This window comes from Exiguobacterium sp. ZWU0009 (assembly GCF_000798935.2).
GTDB classification, from domain to species: Bacteria; Bacillota; Bacilli; order Exiguobacteriales; family Exiguobacteriaceae; genus Exiguobacterium_A; species Exiguobacterium_A acetylicum.
The window spans coordinates 563,843-583,337 of record NZ_CP018057.1 but is presented as its reverse complement, the minus strand read 5'-3'; the positions used below and the strand labels follow the sequence as shown (position 1 = coordinate 583,337).

Genomic DNA, 19,495 nt, shown 5'->3' with positions numbered 1-19,495 from the left:
TTGGGCTAACCTAAAATTTTGAGACAATATAAAACACCTTCGGAGTGGTACACTTTTAAAAAGTACTAACATCGGAGGTGTTTTTGCATGGGCAAAAACGTATATTCAAGTGAAGTGAAATGGGCAGTAGTAAAAGATAAGCTGAGTGGTAAGTTAACGACGAAAGAGATTATGGAGAAGTACGGAATCAAAAATGAATCTCAAATTAAAACATGGATGAGATGGTATCGCGCTAACGAACATTATCGATTTGATCAGCCGATTGGAAAACAATATACCTATGGACATGGTCCAGATTCTGCAAGTGAGGATGATAAGAGAGAACGACAAATGTCTCATCTAAAGATGGAAAACGAAATCTTAAAAAAGTACATGGAGATCGAAAGAGAGTTGAGAAAGAAGTAGTCATAAAAATTGTAGAGTTTCTTCGGGGAAGTATACAATCACCGCTATTCTTAGCGTTTTGAATATACCGAGAGCAAACTATTACCGTTGGATTAAAGAATCTGTGAAAGCACCCTCGGTGCTCGAAAAAGCATCATTGGACTAAGTAAGCAGACGAAGTATCGGAACGGACATCGAAAAATAAAGGCATTATTACAGCAAATTTATCAGTTGAAAGCCAATCGGAATACCGTGCAGAAAATCATGCAAAAACACCATCTCCAATGCCGGATCAAGCTGAAACGAAGATGGAAGTCTCAAGGTGAGCGCATCGTAACGGCACCGGATCTCATCAAGCGCGACTTCACAGCAAGTAAACCGAATCAGAAGTGGGTGACGGATATCACCTATATCCAATACGGCAGCACGACGAAATATCTTTCAACTATCATGGACTTATTCAATAACGAAATCATCGCCTACAAGTTATACGAGCATCAACAAACGCCTCTTGTGATCGATACGTTGAAGATAGCGCTTGAGAACCGAAACTATCCCGAAGGGGTCATCCTTCATTCGGACCAAGGCAGTGTCTATACGTCATATGCCTTTCAAGAATTCGTTAAGAGCAATCACCTAATAAGTAGCATGTCTCGTAGAGGAAACTGTTGGGACAACGCAGTTATTGAATCGTTCCACTCTAATTTAAAGTCCGAGGAGTTCCAGTACGTCAAATTTAACTCGCTAAGAGACCATGAGGTCACTGAACGCGTTATTAATTACTTAAACTACTATAACGAAGAACGAATCCAAGAAAAATTAGGCTACCTGACACCGAAAAGATACGGTGTACTGGCAGCCTAATCAAGGTGTTTTATATGTGTCTCATAGTGCTAGGTCAGTCTATACGTTCATCGATTCGTCACGTTTTTTCCTGCAAGACATATAGTCATCTTTGCTCCTTCCCTTATACTAAAAAAGGAATGGAGTGATGATCGTTTTGAGTTTATCGACCGGAATCATCTTTGTATTACTCGCTTATACACTTATGTCGCTTTACGACATGTGGCAGGTTTACCGGACAACGAGCAAGCTCTGGATATTTGTTTTATTTCTTGCAACACTGATCAGTCTTGTTCTTGCCTTTTTCGTGGCCCCTGTACTTGCACTATTCTTCTACTGGTCACGCCACTCGTTGAAACGAAATATCGGTATCCTGTTACTGATTATCGTCTGCCTCATCTCAATCATGACGAAACTGTCTGCATGATCGACTTCCTTCATGATCTATTCATGAAGGTTTTTTTCATGATCTATTTCCGAAGAAGAGACGTCGCATCAATTCACGTTCCGGCATTTCTGTTGTATTGAGTACATTTAGAAATGGGCGGTCATCGTAAGGAATCGTCAGGATTTCCGAACGAACTTGTCCTTTTTCTAAAGTGAGGATTGCTACTGGGGCAAGAGCTGTTTCCTGACACCCGATCGCTCCAGGGTTGATGTACAGCGTTTGATCCGTCTCAACTTGTTGTGCTGGATGGTGGTGACCAAAGCCAATGATTCGCGCCTCATTTCCGGAAAAAAGGACGGGTAAGTTTTCTTTCGTTCCATCCACTGCTGGCTTTAAGGGTTCCTCACCGATTTTTTTCGTCTGATCGGCATAGGCATAATGTGTCAGATACATCGTTTGTTCCTGATGGGTGACATTCAATACACGCGGTAAACGCTCCAAATAACTCTGATTCTCCTGCGTCAATGAATCTGCAATCCATTGATGGTGCTCTTTCGCATGTTGGTAACTAGCGGGATAAACATCCCCATGAATCAAAGCAAGGACGCATTCATCATGGTTTCCAGAAATCGTCTGAATATCAGGCCGCTGCCTTAACAAATTGATGACCTCATTATGTTCAGGTCCGATACCGACGAGATCACCGAGACAATATACAGCATCGATGTCTGAAGGCTGATCGAGGTAGGACAACACGGCACGCAATGCTGAAGCATTCCCGTGAATATCTGTAAAAATCATTACTTTCATGTAAACGCCTCCATTGTTAGTACATTAGGATTTCCCGATGATAGCGTAAATTCCTATTAGATTTAGAGAAAAAATAAATTGTCAGAAAATATTGATTATTGATCAGAAGCATGTTAGGCTTAGAAAAATTCACAGAGAGGGGCACGATTGAATGATTCCGACGCAACAGCCATTTAACCAAGCCGGACGACTGATTATTCTATGCATGAGGGACTGAAAACTTTTCCGATGATGAAACGGAAATGATTTTTGGGCCCTCCTTTCGATGCATCGAATGAGGCGCCCGCACAGAATGAGTGGCGCCTATCCCAAAAATGGATAGGCTTTTTTCATGGCAAAAAATAGAGATAGATAGAGAGAGGATGACAACGTTGAAAGAATATGCGATGGATCGAATGGTAAAAGTATCAGCTGGAATGGCGAATGCCGTTCTTGTAACACTCGGTGTCGGACTCCTGATTGAGACGCTCGGCAATTTTTTACATATCCAAATGCTACTGACGATTGGCGGCGTCGCAAAAGTACTGCTTGCTCCTGCACTCGGTGCCGGTATCGCCTTTCAGCTCGGAGGAAACACACTTGTCCTGTTCAGCGCGATGATCGCAGCGACGATTGGTGGTGCTGCGCTTCAATCGACTGCTTCTGGACTCGTTCTTGCCCCCGGTCAGCCAATCAGTGCATTACTCGCAGCTGCGGTCGCTGTATATGTCGGAAAACGCATGACTGGAAAAACGAAATTTGACATGATGGTCATCCCAATGAGTGCTGTGCTTGCCGGTGGTATCACTGGTATCGGTGCTGCTGCCGTAACGACACCACTCCTTACAAAATTCAGCGCTATGATCACCGCTTCAGTCGAATCGTCTCCTATTGCTACATCTCTTGTCATTGCACTCATCTTTAGTGTCTTATTGATGTCTCCCGCTTCATCCGCTGCACTCGCTATCGCTTTGCAGCTTGATCCTGTAGCAAGTGCCGCCGCACTCATTGGCTGTTCCGCTCAATTCGTTGGCTTCACATTGATGGCATATCGTCAGACGGATCCCGGTGGTTTGATTGCTTCTTTCTTTGTCACACCTAAAGTACAATTCCCGAATATCGTTAAAAATCCACGTCTTGTCGTTGCACCGTTTCTCGCAGCGATGATTTCAGCTCCTGTAGCGACGCTTCTTCTCTCTTTGAAAGTACCATATGAACTCGCTGGACTCGGTTTAAATTCGATGATTGCGCCACTCAATATCTTCGTCAACCAAGGTCCTCAGGCGTTCCTTATCTTCTTCTTGACTGGTGTCGTTTTACCTGGCGTCTTGACACTCGTCTTCTATCGATTGACGACTGTCGCAGGCTGGACGAAGCGTGGCGATCTTCATCTCGAAATCCAATAAAATAATATCTCTACCTTCCAACTATTCCTGATTGATTTCGGGAATAGTTTTTTTAATGCAAAAAAAATCGTTCCTTCGAAAAGGAACGATTTCGGTATGATTCTGACTGGGCTCGAACCAGCGACCTCTACCCTGTCAAGGTAGCGCTCTCCCAGCTGAGCTACAGAATCATGCTGTGTTGTTACTGGGTATATTTTTATTATAGCAGCATATCGAAAGGTGTAAAGCCTTTTTAACAAAAAAAATTATCTTTTTTCAAAAAGATCTTTTTGAATAAAACAGTTTTAAAGTTGCGGGTTCTATGAGTGTCCTCTACTATGTAAATAAGCACATATAAACGAAAGGAGTGTTCATATGAACTTTTTAACCCGATTCAGTTTAAAGAATTCGGTGGCTGTTTTCATCATCGCCATTCTTTTAGTTTTAGGAGGCGTCTATTCTTTCTCGAAATTAAAAGTCGATCAGTTCCCAGAAATCGAATTTCCTCAAATCTCTGTTGAAGCAGTATATCCTGGTGCTTCGCCCGACGATGTCGATAAACAAGTCGTCTCGAAGCTTGAAACTGCTTTGAAAGGAATCGAAGGAGCTACTAAGCTGACAAGCTCTTCTTATGAAAGCATCGGTATCTTAAACATCGAATTCCCGTTCGATACTGATATGGATAAAGTCGAACAACAGATTGATGCTGCAATCCAAGATGCGAATCTACCAGAGGAAGCAACAACGAAATTAAATCGTCTGTCCTTTGGATCGTTCCCAATCTATAATATCTCTTTCTTTAGTAAGGATGGTAAAGACATCGAAAAAATCCTCAAGGACGATATCGAACCTGAACTTAATAAGATTCCAGGAATCAATAGCGTTTCCGTTGGTGGCTACAAAGATGATCTCGTTCAAATCACCGTCGATAATCAGAAAGCAACAGAAGCAGGACTCTCGCTCTCAAGTATCAAGGAACAAATCAACGGAAAGTATGTCTCGTTCCCATCTGGTCAGCTATCAGAAAACGATTCAAAAATACCGATTCGCGTTGAGGAAAAACTAGAAAATCTAGATAAACTAAAAAATCTACAATTGACACCCGTTGCAGGTGCGACTAGTTCAGCTAGTAGCGATCAAACAGGTGGTTCATCTGCTGGCAGTCCACCACAAGGTGCAACACAAGGACCACCAAGTACAACAGGTGGAGCAGCTACAGATCAGGCGTCTGAACCTGCAGAACCGATTCGTCTAGAAGATATTGCAAAAATCGAAGCAGTCTCGCAACAAAGCGAAAAAACACGTTACGATTTAAAAGATTCCTTATCGATGGCAATCACGAAAAAACAAGATGCCAATACGGTCGAAATCGCAGATGAAGTCACGAAGATCCTTAATAAATATGACGATCAAGTCGACTATACGATTGGGATCGATTCAGCGAAGGATATCGAGGAATCCGTCGCGACACTCGTCAAAGAAGGATTACTTGGTGCCCTCTTTGCCTCTCTCGCTGTACTCTTGTTCTTACGAAATATTCGCGCAACGATTATTGCCATCGTCTCGATTCCTTTATCGTTACTCATTGCTGCTATCTTCTTGAACTGGCAAGATATTTCTCTGAACATCATGACACTTGGCGGGATGGCCGTTGCGGTCGGTCGTGTCGTTGATGATAGTATCGTCGTTATCGAGAACATCTTCCGGCGTGTTCGAAAATCCGAATCCGGTATGACGGATGAGATCATCGAACAATCGACAAAAGAGATTTTAAAAGCAATCACGTCATCGACGCTAACGACCGTCGTCGTCTTCCTGCCAATCGGATTCGTCGGTGGAATCACTGGTAAGTTCTTCTTACCGTTTGCTTTGACAATTATTTTCTCATTACTTGCTTCACTACTCGTTGCGATCACGATCGTACCGATTCTTGCGAAATTTGCCTTTAAGAAGGTTCCAGCAGAAGAAAAAGAAGGTGCTCTTCAACGGTGGTATGGCAAGCTGATTGAAAAGTCACTCTCGCATAAGGCGACGATCTTAATTGTATCGTTCATTCTTCTCGGCGGTTCTCTAGCGATCGTTCCACGTCTCGGCTTTACGTTCATTCCGAACGAAGCCTCAAAGACACTAACGGCATCGCTTGAACTTCCGGCTGCCACATCGCTCGAGAAAACGAGCGACGTCTCATTTGAGATGGAAAAGATGTTTGATAAAGAACAAGCAATCGCTGACGTCACGACGTCTGTCGGAGCACGAGACTTTACGACAGGCTTACGTCTCGATAATAAAGCAAGTTATTTCTTGAACCTGAAGGACGGCGCGAACGTTGAGAAAACGATCAAATCACTTGAGACACAGATGGAGGACATCGCTCAAGAGGAAAACGTCAATGTCAAAATCAGCGTAGCTGAATTATCAACAGGTGGTCCTCCGTCGAACAACAACGTCGATGTCGACCTGTTCTCGAACGATCTCGAAGCGCTTCAAAAAGCTGCGAAATTAGTCGAGGATAATATGTCCAAAAATAGTGATTTAAAATATATCACAAACAACTTCAGCGAAAAACAAAAGCAATTCCTCGTTGAAATCGATCCTGAAAAAGCAAGTGATCGTGGACTATCCGGCTTCCAGATCCTCGGGACCGTCAATGATCAAACGAAGCCTGTTACTGTTGGCACGTTGAATCTTGATAATAAAGATCAAGATGTACAATTGTCTTATGAAAAAGGACTCGTTTCGAAGAAAGATCTCGAAGACGTCCAACTGTTCTCAGCAAACGGTCCTGTTGCTCTAAAAGATGTCGCGACCGTCAAAGAAGTTGAGACCTTCACATCAATTCAGAAGCTCGACGGAAAAGTATATGCTCGCGTTTCCGGACAAGTTAAAGGAGACGACGTACAAAACGTTTCTAATGCTGTAAAAACAGAGGTCGAAAAAATTAATTTACCAGACGGTGTCTCGTTGACAAGTGGTGGTGGGAATGATGATACAGTCGAAATCTTCCAGTCCCTCGGAATCGCGATTGTCGTTGCAATCGGGCTTGTTTACCTGACGATGCTGATCACGTTCGGAAAAGCACGAATTCCGTTCATCATCTTGTCTTCACTGATTTTTGTTCCAATCGGTTCACTCGTCACGCTCTTCTTTGCAAATGAACCATTATCGGTCAGTGTCATGATCGGCTTCTTGATGTTAATTGGTATCGTCACCACGAATGCCATCGTTCTCGTCGACCGTATTGGTCAAAACGTTGGTCGTGGTATGCCAATTCGCGAATCATTGATTGAAGCGGGTAAAACACGATTGCGTCCAATCCTGATGACCGCATTCGCAACGATCATGGCATTGGTACCACTCGCATTAACAACTTCTTCAGGGACATTGATCTCAAAAGGTCTCGCCCTAACAGTTATTGGGGGGTTAACGACATCTACGTTGTTAACACTCATCATTGTTCCAGTCGTCTATGAACTGTTCTTCTTCAAAAAAGCGAAAAAAGAACGAACAACCAATTAAGTGAACATCAAAAAAGCCCATCGCTTGGATTGCGATGGGCTTTTTATAGTGTGAGGCTTATGATTCCAACGGTTCATCCGTCTGCTCCAATGTACCGTCATGTTCAGCTACCAATCAGCATGCCGGTCATTGTCAAACAGTCCATCTCTTTCATTCAAGACGAATAATAGATGAATCCAACACCCTCTATTTATCATGTTTTAAGATGTCGAAGTCTTTACTGGTTTCCAAGGAGCAAGATGAAAATACTCTTCCATTGTCAACCCACTGAGTTTCAGGCGAGCAGCAAGCGTCGCCCCTACATAACGGTAGTGCCAGCTTTCATACGTATAACCTGTCCACGATTCTTTACCAGATGGATAACGAAGATGGAAACCATACCGGTGCGCATTCGCGAACAGCCATTTCGCCTCTTTCGTCTTCGCAAAACTGAACATCGCGTATTTAGAAGAATCTGCTCCCCCTATATCAAAAGCGAGTCCTGTCTGATGTTCGCTTTTTCCTGGCTCAGCACTATAAGTACTCGCTTTTTCATATCCATCTCGCGCGACATATTTATCAAACAATGCCTTTTGGTAAGCGTACGAACGGTATGTACTAAATGCGACCAGCGTAATCCCCTCTTTTTTTGCTGCCAAGCGCATTTTCTCAAAAGCTGCACGCGCTTGCTGATTCTCTCCAGGAGCGTACGTCGAACGGAGTGCTAAGTTCTTATTCGCGATGAGTGTCTTGCCAATACGTTTCCCACCGATTTGTTCATCCGTTAACAGATATTTCGTACTCGCATAGCCAATCTTCGTTCCGTACTGTATTTTGGACCACGTACCGATTTTTGATAGTTCTGTTACATAAATCCCTGTCGGAATGACTGCAATACTCGGTTGCTCGACTGATGTCCCTTGACGTAAATGAAGGGATGTCTTGGCTTGACGATAAGAAGAAGTCGCCGCCTCAGCTTCTGATATATAAGTCGACGTACAGGCTACCGTCAATGCCAATGTCGTGATGAGTGTCTTGATGTATTTCATGAATCGTGTATCTCCTTTATGCATGAGGATCTGCATCCATGTTTTAGATTAGAATACCATTATTTTTTTCAAACAGGGTTCATTCGGAATGCTTGTCATGAAAATGAAGTATTTCTGAAGTTTTCTAAATGTAGCTTAAGGGTGAATTGCAATGGGTAAATAACGTTGAATGCGCTTTCGAAACAAGTTCTGAAACAGAAAGGAGGAGCGTACGTGACATTGTGGGAATGGATCTTCAGCATTGGTAGCGTCTGTTGGATCAGTGAAATGATTCGTTTTCGGAATCGATCCGATTCCCGGTCGGGCGCCGCAGAACAAGTAAGTTTTTATTTGATTTTCCTTGTCTTGAGTGGAACGATCGTCTGCTCTTTCCTCTTTGCGGACGAAAGTGTTTCTCCCTGGTTGCGCATCACTTCCTGCCTGCTGTTGTGGAGTGGAGTCGCTTTACGCCTTTGGGGAATTCTCCACTTAAAACAACAATTCACTCGTCACGTCGTCGTCGCAGCTGATGACAAGCTTGTCAGTAGTGGTCCTTATCGTTTCTTGCGCCATCCATTGTACAGTGGATTATTGTTGATCACGATCAGCTTTCCTCTGTTCACGGGACAAATGGTCCTATTCGCTTTCGCTGGAGTGCTCATGTTCTTTTTCCTACTCTATCGAATCCGGATCGAGGAAGCGATGTTGACAAAAGGTTTCGGACCTGCCTATACGATGTGGGCTGCAAAACGAAAACGTTTGATTCCATTCATCTATTAAAAGGAGAAGTGATCCATTTGAAGAAACGTGCAATCGTCATTGGAGCTGGTCTTGCCGGTATGTCTGCTGCCATTCGTTTAGCTGGAGATGGTTACGCAGTTACGATGCTTGAAAAAAATGCAAACGTCGGTGGGAAACTAAATCAGCGCAGCGGGAAAGGATTTACTTTTGATACTGGTCCATCGATTTTAACGATGCCTTGGGTACTCGAACAACTCTTCTCAAGTGTTCATCGTAACTTAGATGATTACTTAGAAATCGAACGCATTGAACCGCAATGGCGTACTTTTTTTGAAGATGGGACAAAAATCGACGTCAAAGGTGACTTACCTGGAATGCTTGAAGAAGTCGAGCAAATTTCGTCACGAGCGGATTTCGTCGAATTGTTCCGGTACTCAAAACAAATGTATGACTTATGTCTCGACAGCTTTTATAAATACAGTCTCGAAGATTTAAAGGACTTAAAAAAATACCATACGATGTCTGATTTATTAAAGATGGACCCGATGAACACCGTCGCGACCGGAACAAAAAAACACCTCAATAATCCGTATCTCGAACAGCTGTTCAACTACATGGTCATGTATGTCGGTTCCAACCCTTATCAAGCGCCAGCCGTCTTCAATCAAATGATTTATGTACAGATGGGGCTTGGCATTTATTATGTTAAAGGCGGGATGTATCAAATCGCGCGTGCTATGAAACGATTGCTTGACGAGCTCCGCGTCACGGTGCATCTCAACTCACCGGTTGAACAAATCGTCCTTGAAAATAAAAAAGCAGTTGGTGTCCTTTCGAATGGTACGTTCCATGCAGCCGACATCGTCGTCTCAAATCTTGAGGTCATCCCGACTTACGAACGAATCGTACCTGAGAAAAAAGCCCGGAAGCAGGCAAAAAAATTACAGGCATCGTTTGCTCCCTCTGTTTCTGGACTCGTATTATTACTTGGTGTGAACCGTGAGTATAGTGGACTAGCACATCACAACTTCTTTTTCTCAGAAAATCCAGAGCGCGAATTCGCTCAAATGTTCAAAGAAGGAACGCCTCCTGAGGATCCGACGATTTATGTCGGGGTTTCGTCGAAATCTGATGCTTCGCAAGCGCCCGATGGAAAAGATAATCTGTTCGTCTTGACGCATGTCCCTCCTCTAACACTCCAAAAAGGTGAGGTCGACTGGGATGCTTATCGTGAAGTTGTTCTTGATAAACTCGAACGAATGGGACTTTACGGTCTTCGGGAATCAATCGAGTTTGAATATCGCTTCACCCCAGAAGATCTGAAGGACTTATATGGTCCAAACGGTGGATCGATTTATGGTGTCGCAGCTGATCGGAAGAAAAATGGTGGATTCAAGATTCCATCGAAGAGCGAGTTATACGAAGGACTTTATTTCGTTGGTGGTTCTACACACCCAGGCGGCGGTGTGCCGATGGTCACCTTATCCGGTCAATTAACAGCTGATTTGATCCGAAAACATGAAGGTGCTATTCCTACGCCTTAAGATTTCTTTGATTACAAAAGAGACGGAAACTGATTTACTCATCAGTTCCGCCTCTTTTTTACTTTACATTCGTCAAAAGTGGTACGACGTGAATATCTACCTCTCCTCCTGATTTCACTTCCAACCGGCACACGGCTGGCATCGGTAAGGATTTCCAAAATGTATAATCAAATGTCGGATCGAATGTTTCGAGAAGTAACACCATGATGTTTCCATGTGTTCCAAGAACAACTATTTCGTCGGAATGCTTCTCCACCAGTTCATCGATGAATTGCCGAATGCGTTGCGTTGCTTCTTTGTTCGTTTCGCCCCCGAATGGATTATCGTTCGGATGTTGCCATACATACATAACCGCCTCCTGAAAACCGTCAAGCTCTCCAGGTGCTAGTAATCGCTCTCTTAGTTCTTCTACCTCAATAATTGGTTGTCGACGTGCCTCCGCGAGCGGTGCAACCGTCTCGATCGCCCGCTGATACGGACTACTATAGAATCTGTCGATTGGAATTTCTTGAAACGTTTCAAGTAAACGTCTTGCATCTGCCTGTCCTTTATCGGAAAGTGGACGTCTCCGTTCATCCGGTGAGTATGTCGAATGTGCGTGCCGTACGAAATAGAGTGTCGTCATGTTTGAATCTCCTTCTTACTAGTGTATCCAGCGGTATCCGATTCCGCGAACCGTTTCCAGATGCTGTTCGATTGGAAAACCGCAAACACGTAGTTTTTCTCTTAAATGTCTGATATGCGAGTCGATTGTCCGCTCGTCTACAGACGCTTCCGCTCCCCATAACATCGTCGTCAGCTGATTCCGCGTCCAAACACGTCGTGGAGAATCTAAAAATACACCTAACAATTCAAACTCCGTCTTCGTTAACGAAATCGTTTGTTGGAGGTAACAACAACGATAGCCTTCCCGGTCATAGGATAGACCAGCATGCCGCTGCTGTAATAAAACTTCCATTCGTCCGATCAGTTCTCCTTCTTGAATCGGCTTTGATATGTAATCATTCGCCCCTACTTCCCGTGTCCGAATGATGTCTTCCCGCTGATTCCGTGCCGTAACCATCAATATCGGGATGTTAGAGTGTTTTCGAATGAGACGACAACATGTCCATCCGTCCATATCTGGCATCATGACATCCATTAAAATAAGATCAAATACGTTCTGACAGCAGAGCTCAAGAGCTTGTTGCGCAGAATCCACAAGCTGACACGTGTACCCATACGGCTGAATATACAGTTTTAACAGTTCAAGCATTCTCGGTTCATCATCTACAATCAATACATGCGGCATTTTATTTCTCCCTCCACTGCAGTGTCACTTGTGTTCCATGTCCAAGTTGACTCTTGATGTTCAATTCAGCTCCATGTGTCTGCGCAATTGCTTCAACGATGGAGAGTCCGATTCCAGTTCCTCCATGTTTTCGAGAACGCGATGTTTCCGTTCGGTAGAGCCGTTTCGTTACATGAGGTAAGGAGTCTGCAGCAATCCCTTCTCCTGTATCTTCGATTTGAATGAAAGCCCCTACTGCGTTGACACCATAACGAACGATGATTGTTCCCGACGTCGTATGTCGACGTGCATTTTCAATGATATTCACGATCATCTGACGGAGTTGATGAGCGTCACCCATCACTTGTAATGGCTCACCTTCTATCTCAAAAGAAATATTTTCTTGTTCGATGTCTAGACGCATCAATCGTATCACTTGATGAATCAAGTCTTCGACATCGACAGGTTTTCGTTCCATCATAAAAGCATTCGCATCAATTCGTGCCAGCCAAAATAGTTGTTCAATCCATTCATTCATTTGCTGACTTTCTTCTCGAATGATCGTGATGTAGCGTCGTTGTTCATCCGGTGTCAATGTTTGGCGTTTGAGAATATCCGCATATCCCTTTATATATGTCAATGGTGTTCGTAGTTCATGAGATACGCTTGCTAAAAATTCGGATCGTTCCCGATTTAAAAAATCGAGATCCTGTTTTAACTGCTGAATCGAACGCGCCAATTGTCCCAGTTCGTCTTTTCGATCAATTGGCAACTCTCCACTTTCCCCATCCAATAGACGCGCCGTCGCTTTTTCCATCTGAATCAACGGACGAGAAATGATTCGGGTCGTCCAAATGCTTGCAGCACCTGCCAATAAAAGTGCAAGCAGACCAACTTGGAAAAACTGCTGTTTCAACGGATCAAGTACGTGATCCACGATTGCTTTAGAAGCGAACATGAAGACATGACCACGATGTTCCTCGTCAATGGTGATGGGACTGTCCGTCATTAAAAAGTTACGCATCGTTACGATTTTTCCTCGTTGACGATAATCAAAATCTGTATGTTGTAATACACTTCTCATCTCACTCGTCAAAGGACGTGATGCTTCGAGTTGTTTCCCTCTTGCATCGGTGATCACGACAGTAAAGGATGAGTTCGCTTCCATCATACTGACATGACGCATCGTCGTTTGGTCGTAGGAATCGACCAGGACATCACGATGGGTATTCCCTCGGTTCAGCAAACCATCCACCACTTCCTGCGTTCGTATTTGAGACAACTGATAATATAAAGTCCCGAACAATACACTGCCACAAATTAAAAATGCCGCAAGAACGATTCCTCCGACCGAGTATGAAATACGACGCATGACGTTTCCCTCCTTATCTCTCCATTTTAGTATAGCGAAAAAAAACATAATCAATGCCGATAAACGAAACTGTCACTTCATCTGCACACGATTTGCACATACGCTGGGTATAGTAAAGAAGACTAATGACTTCAGGAGGGTTTTAATATGAAAAAATCATTGACGTTAACTGTACTTGCTCTTAGTTCTGCGCTTTGGCTCGGTGCATGTGGATCCGCCAATAACGATGGAAGTAATAGTGACTCACACGACATGTCACATGGAGATATGATGCATTCGAGTGGCGGAAAGGTACCGTCTGGTTTAAAGAAAGCTAGTGATCCGACTTATCCGAGAGGCAGTAATGTCACTTTGACGACGAATCATATGGACGGAATGAACGGAGCAAAAGCAACGATTGCCGGTGCTTATGATACTGTCGTCTATGCAATCAGTTATAAACCGACTACTGGTGGAAAGATGGTGAAAAATCACAAATGGGTCATTCAGGAAGAACTTGATCCAGTTCCAACTAAGCCACTGCAAGTTGGTGATGAAACGACTGTCAAGGCAGATCATATGAAAGGTATGGATGGAGCTAAAGCGACGATTGATGAAGTAAAAGAAACGACTGTCTACATGGTGAACTATGAACCAACGGACGGTGGAGAGATGGTGAAAAATCATAAATGGGTCACCGAGGATGAGATAAAGAAATAATAAAAAAGCCCGCTTTTCCTATAAAGGAGAAGCGGGCTTTCGGTATGATTCTGACTGGGCTCGAACCAGCGACCTCTACCCTGTCAAGGTAGCGCTCTCCCAGCTGAGCTACAGAATCATGTTTGCAGTACGTAATGTACTTGCTAGGACATGTATTAATATATCAAGAAACTAAAAGGCTGACAAGTCTTTTTCCGAAAAAAAAATAAAAAAATTAAAATGGAGGAATTGCCCCCCGCTTCCTCCATTTTGAATGACTTACAGGAAGGTTGATACTCGATCGATCGGTAAACGGAGTGCTGGACGTTTTTTTGCATCTTCGACCGCTTTACCGACAGCAATTAACATGACCGGTACATACCGTGACTCGGTAATAAACGTTTCCGTAAAACGTTGATGATCAAATCCACCCATTGCGAGTGTTGATAATCCACGCGCTTCTGCCGCAAGCATCAATTGCATCGCAGCAAGACTCGCATTCGACATTGCCGCGTCGCGACCATACGCTTCACTTTGATAAGCGCCTTCTACTTGTTCTTTGATCGAATCGAACAATTCTTCTGTCATACCACCCGCTTCTACTGCCGGACCATAAACCGGATTGTAGTTTCGATTGGCTTGAACATCCCCTAGAATCGCAATGATTGCTGAAGCCGAAGTGATGGCTGGCTGATTGTATGCAATTGGTGCAAGCTGTTGCTTCGCTTCTTTTGAATGGAAGACCGTGAAATGCCAGTGTTGTAGATTCCAAGCACTCGGCGCCGCTGTCGTCCATTCTAATAGTTCTTCCACTTCCTGTTTTGAAAGTTTGAACGTTTCGTCGTAATGACGAACGGAACGTCTTTCTGTTAAGACACGCATTGTATCCAGTGTTGCATGTGTCATGTACAAATCCCCCTTATTATTATCAGATTACTTAGATATCGTAGCATGTCTCTTTTTCATTGTCCTTTACCAATACTCCAAATAAATCATCTGTTATAAAACAATGTTGACATTAAACCTCTGTACTAATACAATGAAAACAAGAAAAAAGACATTGCGTTTATTTTGAAGGAGGAAAAACACATGGAACAACCCCTTTACCAAGAAGCGTCTGCTGAGTTTTATCGTGAACTTCCCGTTAAGACATGCGTTCATTGTGGGAAAGAAATGGACGAGCAATGTGAATCCTATCAATCAGAATGTGTTGAATGTGCTGTAACAGAACACTAATAACATGTAAAACAATCACTTAACTAGTGGTTGTTTTTTTGTTTTTATATACTCTATTTCTAATTAAGTTGATATTTTTAGAAAAATCGATCTCCCGTCATCTTTTTGTCATCTATTTGTTATAAAAGAAACAATTAAAATGTTACATTATCTGTATATGATATTTTTGACACAAGGAGCGACAGACAACGATGGATCCATTTACCTCAAGCCACGCTAGCGAACTCGGTCCACGACCGCGGACAAAAAAAAGAAAGTTCTTCCCTCGATTTTTCTTACTTCTTATACTCGTTTTTCTTGGAGTCGGAGGGTATATTGCTTATCGATACGTCTTCACACCTGAACAACAGTCAATCACTACCGGTAAGTCCATTACCAAAGTTCCTGTCGTCAACATGGAGAAAGCACGCGTCGAAAAATGGAATGGTGTGACAAAAAAAGTCGCTTATTTAACCTTTGAAGACGGACCATCCGCATTAACATCAGAGTTACTTCGAACATTAGATCACCTTCATACTCGCGCTACTTTCTTTTATCTCGGATCACAGGTAGATGTTTTTCCAAAAGAAGTTAAAGCTGCTGCGAAAGCCGGACATTACATCGGCTTACACGGTGAAACACACGATTACGATACATTGTACAAAAAAGGACAGTACGTCTCAGAAATGAAAAGTGTTCAGAAAAAAATTTATGATTTAACAAAACTGACACCACATTTGACACGACCACCTTACGGATCTGATCCTGGCATTACGAAAAAGATGGCATCTGCCATCCACGCTGCAGACTTCCGAGTATGGGACTGGTCGATCGATTCAATGGACTGGTATTACAAAGATAGTGCAAAAGAAGTTGCTAATACGGTCATTCGGCGAGCAGAGCGTCCATTTGAAATCATTCTCTTGCATGAACAACCACAAGCTATCAAGGCCCTTCCGGCTATTGTTGCCGGACTTCAGAAAAAGGGCTATCAGTTCGCGATTTATGATGAAGATTTCCATATTCCGTACAACTTCGTGCAATACTCGAATTTATAAGGAGTTACTATCTAGATGAAAAAATCATTCGTAGCAGTACTGTTCCTGTCGAGCTTCGGACTCGCTGCCTGCTCCAACGATTCACCAGCCTCTCTTCGTGAACAGCTAGAGCAACAAGTCAAAGGTGAAGAAAAGGCATTCATGCTAGCTGATCAACGTGCTCGTAAGGACGAAATTTCAGTTAATACGTACCAAGCCGTTCTTGATGCAGGTGCTGAAGAAATCAAACGCTCTCAAAATGAACGGGAGGAACTAGAAGCCTTAAATGACGAACGGCTTTCTTTATTGAAACAAGAAGAAACGTTACGTAAGGAAACGTACGCTGAACTTGATCTTGAAGAATTGAAGGATGCTGTAAACAAACTTGATGGTAAAGCAAAAACGGAAGGAACTGCCTTAGTGGCAATCATCAAGGAACGCCAGCAGACGTTTCAAACGTTCTCTAAAACGTATCGACAAGCGATGGACGCTGAAAAGAAAGTGCTTTCACGCTTGACTAAAAAACCGGATTTCGTTAAGATTGATGAGTCAACAGCGGATTTAAATCGTTTAACACGGAAAGCTACCGCGTCATTAAAGAAGTGGAACACGCTGACCGTTCAGTACAACCAAACGAAAACCCGGCTGTATCGTTTGCTCGACACATCAACTCAATAAATCACACAGGTTGCAACCAAACCCTGTCCAAAAAACCTGGACAAGGCCCCGTTGCAACCTTTTTTGTGTGGTTTTTACTAAAAATGGAGGGAAATTATTCATGCATCGCTCAAAAGCAACCTTATTCGTTCTCATTGGCGCTATCAGTTATGGTGTCCTCTCAACGATCGTCAAACTCGCTTATGCAGCTGGATTTAACTCAGCAGCCGTTTCTGGGAGTCAATTTTTCTTCGGTTGGCTGATGATTTTCAGTCTTGCCTTATTTACGAAAAATCTTCGTCTCGATCTTAAGACAGCTGGTCTTCTCATGTTGATCGGTATCTCTAGTGGTACAACTGGTTATCTGTACTATCAAAGTCTTCAGACCGTATCGGCATCCGTTGCAATCATTCTCTTATTCCAATTCACTTGGATTGGTGTCATCATCGATGCGCTCGCATTCAGACGTTTACCATCTCGCGCGCATTTCCTGTCTGCGATTCTGTTGATTGGCGGAGCCATTCTTGCGAGTGCCGCTTACTCGAGTCCACTTGACTTCCGTGGAACATTATTCGGTCTTGGAGCGGCTGTCAGCTTCTCAATTTTCTTACTCGCTAGTGGACGCATCGCCAATCATTTACCCGTCATCAAGAAGAGTTTTTACATGATGACAGGTGGTCTTGCTTTCGTCATGACGATGTATCCACCGACGACGTTCTTATCCTCTGCGAACTTCGAAAATGGACTTCTGTTATACGCGATTCCGCTCGGTCTGTTCGCGTTAATTTTACCACCGCTCTTATTTGCTGCGGGCGCGCCTCACCTCTCCCCAGCAAGCGTTTCTTTGCTTGGAGCAGCTGAACTACCGACAGCGGTCATCTGTTCCGTGTTAATTTTAGGTGAACATCTGATGAGCTCTCAATGGATTGGGATCGTCATCATCTTGATTGGAATCTTTTATCCGATCTATCGCTCGAGCAAAACAGCACCTGTTGCGAACGTACAGCAAAACGACCTTTCCTGAGCTCAGGAAAGGTCGTTTTCTTTACTTCTGTCGTTTCATCGCATCTGCAACGAATTCGACATCTGTGCCAATGATGATTTGAACACTAGTCGCCCCCATCTTCATGACACCTTTTGCTCCAGCCGCTTTAATCGCCGCTTCATCAATGATGCTTGGATCCTTGACTTGAAGACGTAAACGTGTCGCACAGTTGTCAATCGACGTGACATTTTCTGTTCCTTTCAATCCAGCAAAAATTTGAGCTGCTTGTTGTTCATATTTATCGTCTGAGTCCGTCAAAACGACTCCCGTGTCTGTAACGAGCGATTCATCTTCACGACCTGGTGTCTTCAGATCGAATTTTGTGATCATGAAGTAGAACAGGAAGTAGTAGACGACCGCGAACGCGAGACCAACCGGGATGATCAACAATGGTTTTTTCGCAATCCCGAAGTTCAAGGCGTAATCAATGAAACCAGCCGAGAAGGAGAAGCCATGTAAAATACCGAGTAAGTTAACGATGGCCATCGATAGACCCGTTAGTACAGCATGGATGACGTATAAAACAGGTGACAAGAACATGAACGAGAACTCGATTGGTTCCGTAATTCCTGTCAGGAAGGATGTCAGTCCAAGACCAATCATCGCTCCAGCAACGGCTTTTCGATTTTCCTTACGCGCAGCCATGACGATGGCAAAGGCTGCAGCTGGCAAGGCAAACATCATGATCGGGAAGAAGCCAGCTTGATAAATCCCCGCTGTTGGATCTCCAGCGAAGAAACGCGCAATATCCCCGTTCGCTACCGTACCATCTGCTTTTTCGTATGAACCGAAAACAAACCAAAAAATATTATTTAAAACATGGTGCAAGCCGACAGGAATCAGGAGACGGTTAAAGAATCCAAACAAAGCAGCGCCTCCTGCGCCAAGACCGACCATCCATTCACCGGCACCGTTGATACCTTGCTCGATGAACGGCCAAACATAACCAAAGATGAAAGCAAGTACGAGCATGACAGCTGAGGTAATGATTGGAACAAAACGACGGCCTCCGAAGAATGCCAACCAATCCGGTAACTTAATATTGTAGAAGCGATTGTATAGAAGACCGGCAACGATACCCGCAATGATCCCACCGAATACTGCCATATTGACGGTTGAACCGAGCGTCGCCTGGTTCGCAATCGAACCAAGCGTCGCGCCATCGACCTTGGTCGAGGAATCATTGACGATCGCCGCAATCGCATCATATTTTGCTTGAATCTGTGCACTGGAATAATCCTTGTTCATCGAGTCGACGCCATTTTTTAAGACAAGATACCCGATGGCTCCGGCAAGACCCGCTGCACCACTCGCATCAATCGATAGACCGATTGCGACACCAATGGCAAATATCAATGGAAGGTTATCAAAAATTGCCCCTCCTGCTGCTACCATCAATGGAATATCTAGCATATCCGCCGAACCTAATCGAAGTACGATTCCGGCAGCTGGTAATACTGCGATTGGTAACATCAAAGCCTTACCAATTCGTTGTAGAAACTGCAACATCCCTTTCACCCTTTCCTGAATAAAACGATAATGACAGAACAATGTAAACGCTTTTACGTTTTTAATTATTCCATATAAATATCTAAATGACTAGACCTTTATACAAATTATTCAC

The 19,495-nt window shown here is 43.6% G+C and carries 17 protein-coding genes, 2 tRNA genes and 1 pseudogene; 11 read left to right on the top strand and 9 right to left on the bottom strand.

Annotation, left to right across the window (positions count from 1 at the left end):
- Positions 1 to 87: 87 nt before the first annotated feature.
- A pseudogene (locus tag L985_RS03000) lies at positions 88 to 1,248 on the top strand (IS3 family transposase).
- Positions 1,249 to 1,375: 127 nt separating this feature from the next.
- Positions 1,376 to 1,654, top strand: a complete 279-nt coding sequence (locus L985_RS02995; protein ID WP_035412446.1) for a hypothetical protein — start codon at positions 1,376 to 1,378, stop codon at positions 1,652 to 1,654.
- A gap of 36 nt (positions 1,655 to 1,690) precedes the next feature.
- On the opposite strand, the gene L985_RS02990 is transcribed toward L985_RS02995, so the two are convergent.
- Positions 1,691 to 2,425, bottom strand: a complete 735-nt coding sequence (locus tag L985_RS02990) for a metallophosphoesterase family protein (protein ID WP_047395070.1) — start codon at positions 2,423 to 2,425, stop codon at positions 1,691 to 1,693.
- Between the two features lie 362 nt (positions 2,426 to 2,787).
- On the opposite strand from L985_RS02990, the gene L985_RS02985 reads away from it, so the two are divergent.
- The gene (locus L985_RS02985; protein ID WP_035412440.1) at positions 2,788 to 3,810 is read left to right on the top strand and encodes a PTS sugar transporter subunit IIC; all 1,023 of its coding nucleotides are present in this window, start codon (positions 2,788 to 2,790) and stop codon (positions 3,808 to 3,810) included.
- A 97-nt stretch (positions 3,811 to 3,907) separates the two neighbouring features.
- Here the strand turns inward: L985_RS02985 and L985_RS02980 are convergent.
- Positions 3,908 to 3,980 (bottom strand) — tRNA-Val (locus L985_RS02980).
- A 184-nt stretch (positions 3,981 to 4,164) separates the two neighbouring features.
- On the opposite strand from L985_RS02980, the gene L985_RS02975 reads away from it, so the two are divergent.
- The gene (locus L985_RS02975) at positions 4,165 to 7,305 is read left to right on the top strand and encodes an efflux RND transporter permease subunit (RefSeq protein ID WP_047395067.1); all 3,141 of its coding nucleotides are present in this window, start codon (positions 4,165 to 4,167) and stop codon (positions 7,303 to 7,305) included.
- Between the two features lie 200 nt (positions 7,306 to 7,505).
- Here L985_RS02975 and L985_RS02970 read toward each other — a convergent pair whose 3' ends face one another.
- Complete coding sequence (locus L985_RS02970) at positions 7,506 to 8,333, bottom strand: D-alanyl-D-alanine carboxypeptidase family protein (protein WP_047395064.1); 828 nt, start codon at positions 8,331 to 8,333, stop codon at positions 7,506 to 7,508.
- 213 nt (positions 8,334 to 8,546) lie between these two features.
- Between L985_RS02970 and L985_RS02965 the strand changes: the two genes are divergently transcribed.
- A complete protein-coding gene (locus L985_RS02965; protein WP_035412434.1) occupies positions 8,547 to 9,092 on the top strand; it encodes a methyltransferase family protein in 546 nt (181 codons plus the stop codon).
- A gap of 17 nt (positions 9,093 to 9,109) precedes the next feature.
- Positions 9,110 to 10,597: a phytoene desaturase family protein gene (locus L985_RS02960; protein ID WP_035412432.1), complete on the top strand. Its 1,488-nt coding sequence runs from the start codon at positions 9,110 to 9,112 to the stop codon at positions 10,595 to 10,597.
- Positions 10,598 to 10,655: 58 nt separating this feature from the next.
- Here L985_RS02960 and L985_RS02955 read toward each other — a convergent pair whose 3' ends face one another.
- From L985_RS02955 to L985_RS02945, 3 genes are read right to left on the bottom strand one after another with little or no spacing between them, the layout of a single operon-like run.
- Positions 10,656 to 11,222 (bottom strand): histidine phosphatase family protein, encoded by a 567-nt coding sequence (locus L985_RS02955; RefSeq protein WP_047395061.1) that lies wholly within the window; start codon positions 11,220 to 11,222, stop codon positions 10,656 to 10,658.
- A gap of 18 nt (positions 11,223 to 11,240) precedes the next feature.
- Positions 11,241 to 11,888: a response regulator transcription factor gene (locus L985_RS02950; RefSeq protein WP_047395058.1), complete on the bottom strand. Its 648-nt coding sequence runs from the start codon at positions 11,886 to 11,888 to the stop codon at positions 11,241 to 11,243.
- 1 nt (position 11,889) lies between these two features.
- On the bottom strand, positions 11,890 to 13,239 hold the full coding sequence (locus L985_RS02945) for a sensor histidine kinase (protein WP_047395054.1): 1,350 nt from the start codon (positions 13,237 to 13,239) through the stop codon (positions 11,890 to 11,892).
- Between the two features lie 147 nt (positions 13,240 to 13,386).
- On the opposite strand from L985_RS02945, the gene L985_RS02940 reads away from it, so the two are divergent.
- Positions 13,387 to 13,938, top strand: a complete 552-nt coding sequence (locus L985_RS02940; RefSeq protein ID WP_047395049.1) for a YdhK family protein — start codon at positions 13,387 to 13,389, stop codon at positions 13,936 to 13,938.
- 45 nt (positions 13,939 to 13,983) lie between these two features.
- On the opposite strand, the gene L985_RS02935 is transcribed toward L985_RS02940, so the two are convergent.
- Together L985_RS02935 and L985_RS02930 are read right to left on the bottom strand one after the other, a co-directional pair.
- Positions 13,984 to 14,056 (bottom strand) — tRNA-Val (locus L985_RS02935).
- A 140-nt stretch (positions 14,057 to 14,196) separates the two neighbouring features.
- Positions 14,197 to 14,823 carry a nitroreductase family protein gene (locus L985_RS02930; RefSeq protein WP_035412421.1) on the bottom strand — a complete coding sequence of 209 codons (627 nt, stop codon included), beginning with the start codon at positions 14,821 to 14,823 and terminating at the stop codon, positions 14,197 to 14,199.
- Positions 14,824 to 15,006: 183 nt separating this feature from the next.
- On the opposite strand from L985_RS02930, the gene yhfH reads away from it, so the two are divergent.
- From yhfH to L985_RS02910, 4 genes are all read left to right on the top strand, one after another.
- Complete coding sequence (gene yhfH / locus L985_RS02925) at positions 15,007 to 15,153, top strand: protein YhfH (RefSeq protein ID WP_071908744.1); 147 nt, start codon at positions 15,007 to 15,009, stop codon at positions 15,151 to 15,153.
- A gap of 395 nt (positions 15,154 to 15,548) precedes the next feature.
- On the top strand, positions 15,549 to 16,190 hold the full coding sequence (locus L985_RS02920; protein ID WP_235609856.1) for a polysaccharide deacetylase family protein: 642 nt from the start codon (positions 15,549 to 15,551) through the stop codon (positions 16,188 to 16,190).
- 15 nt (positions 16,191 to 16,205) lie between these two features.
- Positions 16,206 to 16,847 (top strand): YkyA family protein, encoded by a 642-nt coding sequence (locus L985_RS02915; protein ID WP_052169482.1) that lies wholly within the window; start codon positions 16,206 to 16,208, stop codon positions 16,845 to 16,847.
- Between the two features lie 100 nt (positions 16,848 to 16,947).
- Entirely contained in the window at positions 16,948 to 17,850 is a 903-nt protein-coding gene (locus L985_RS02910; RefSeq protein WP_035412417.1) for an EamA family transporter, read from the top strand.
- Between the two features lie 21 nt (positions 17,851 to 17,871).
- Here L985_RS02910 and nagE read toward each other — a convergent pair whose 3' ends face one another.
- A complete protein-coding gene (gene nagE, locus L985_RS02905) occupies positions 17,872 to 19,380 on the bottom strand; it encodes an N-acetylglucosamine-specific PTS transporter subunit IIBC (protein WP_035412415.1) in 1,509 nt (502 codons plus the stop codon).
- Between the last annotated feature and the right edge of the window lie 115 nt (positions 19,381 to 19,495).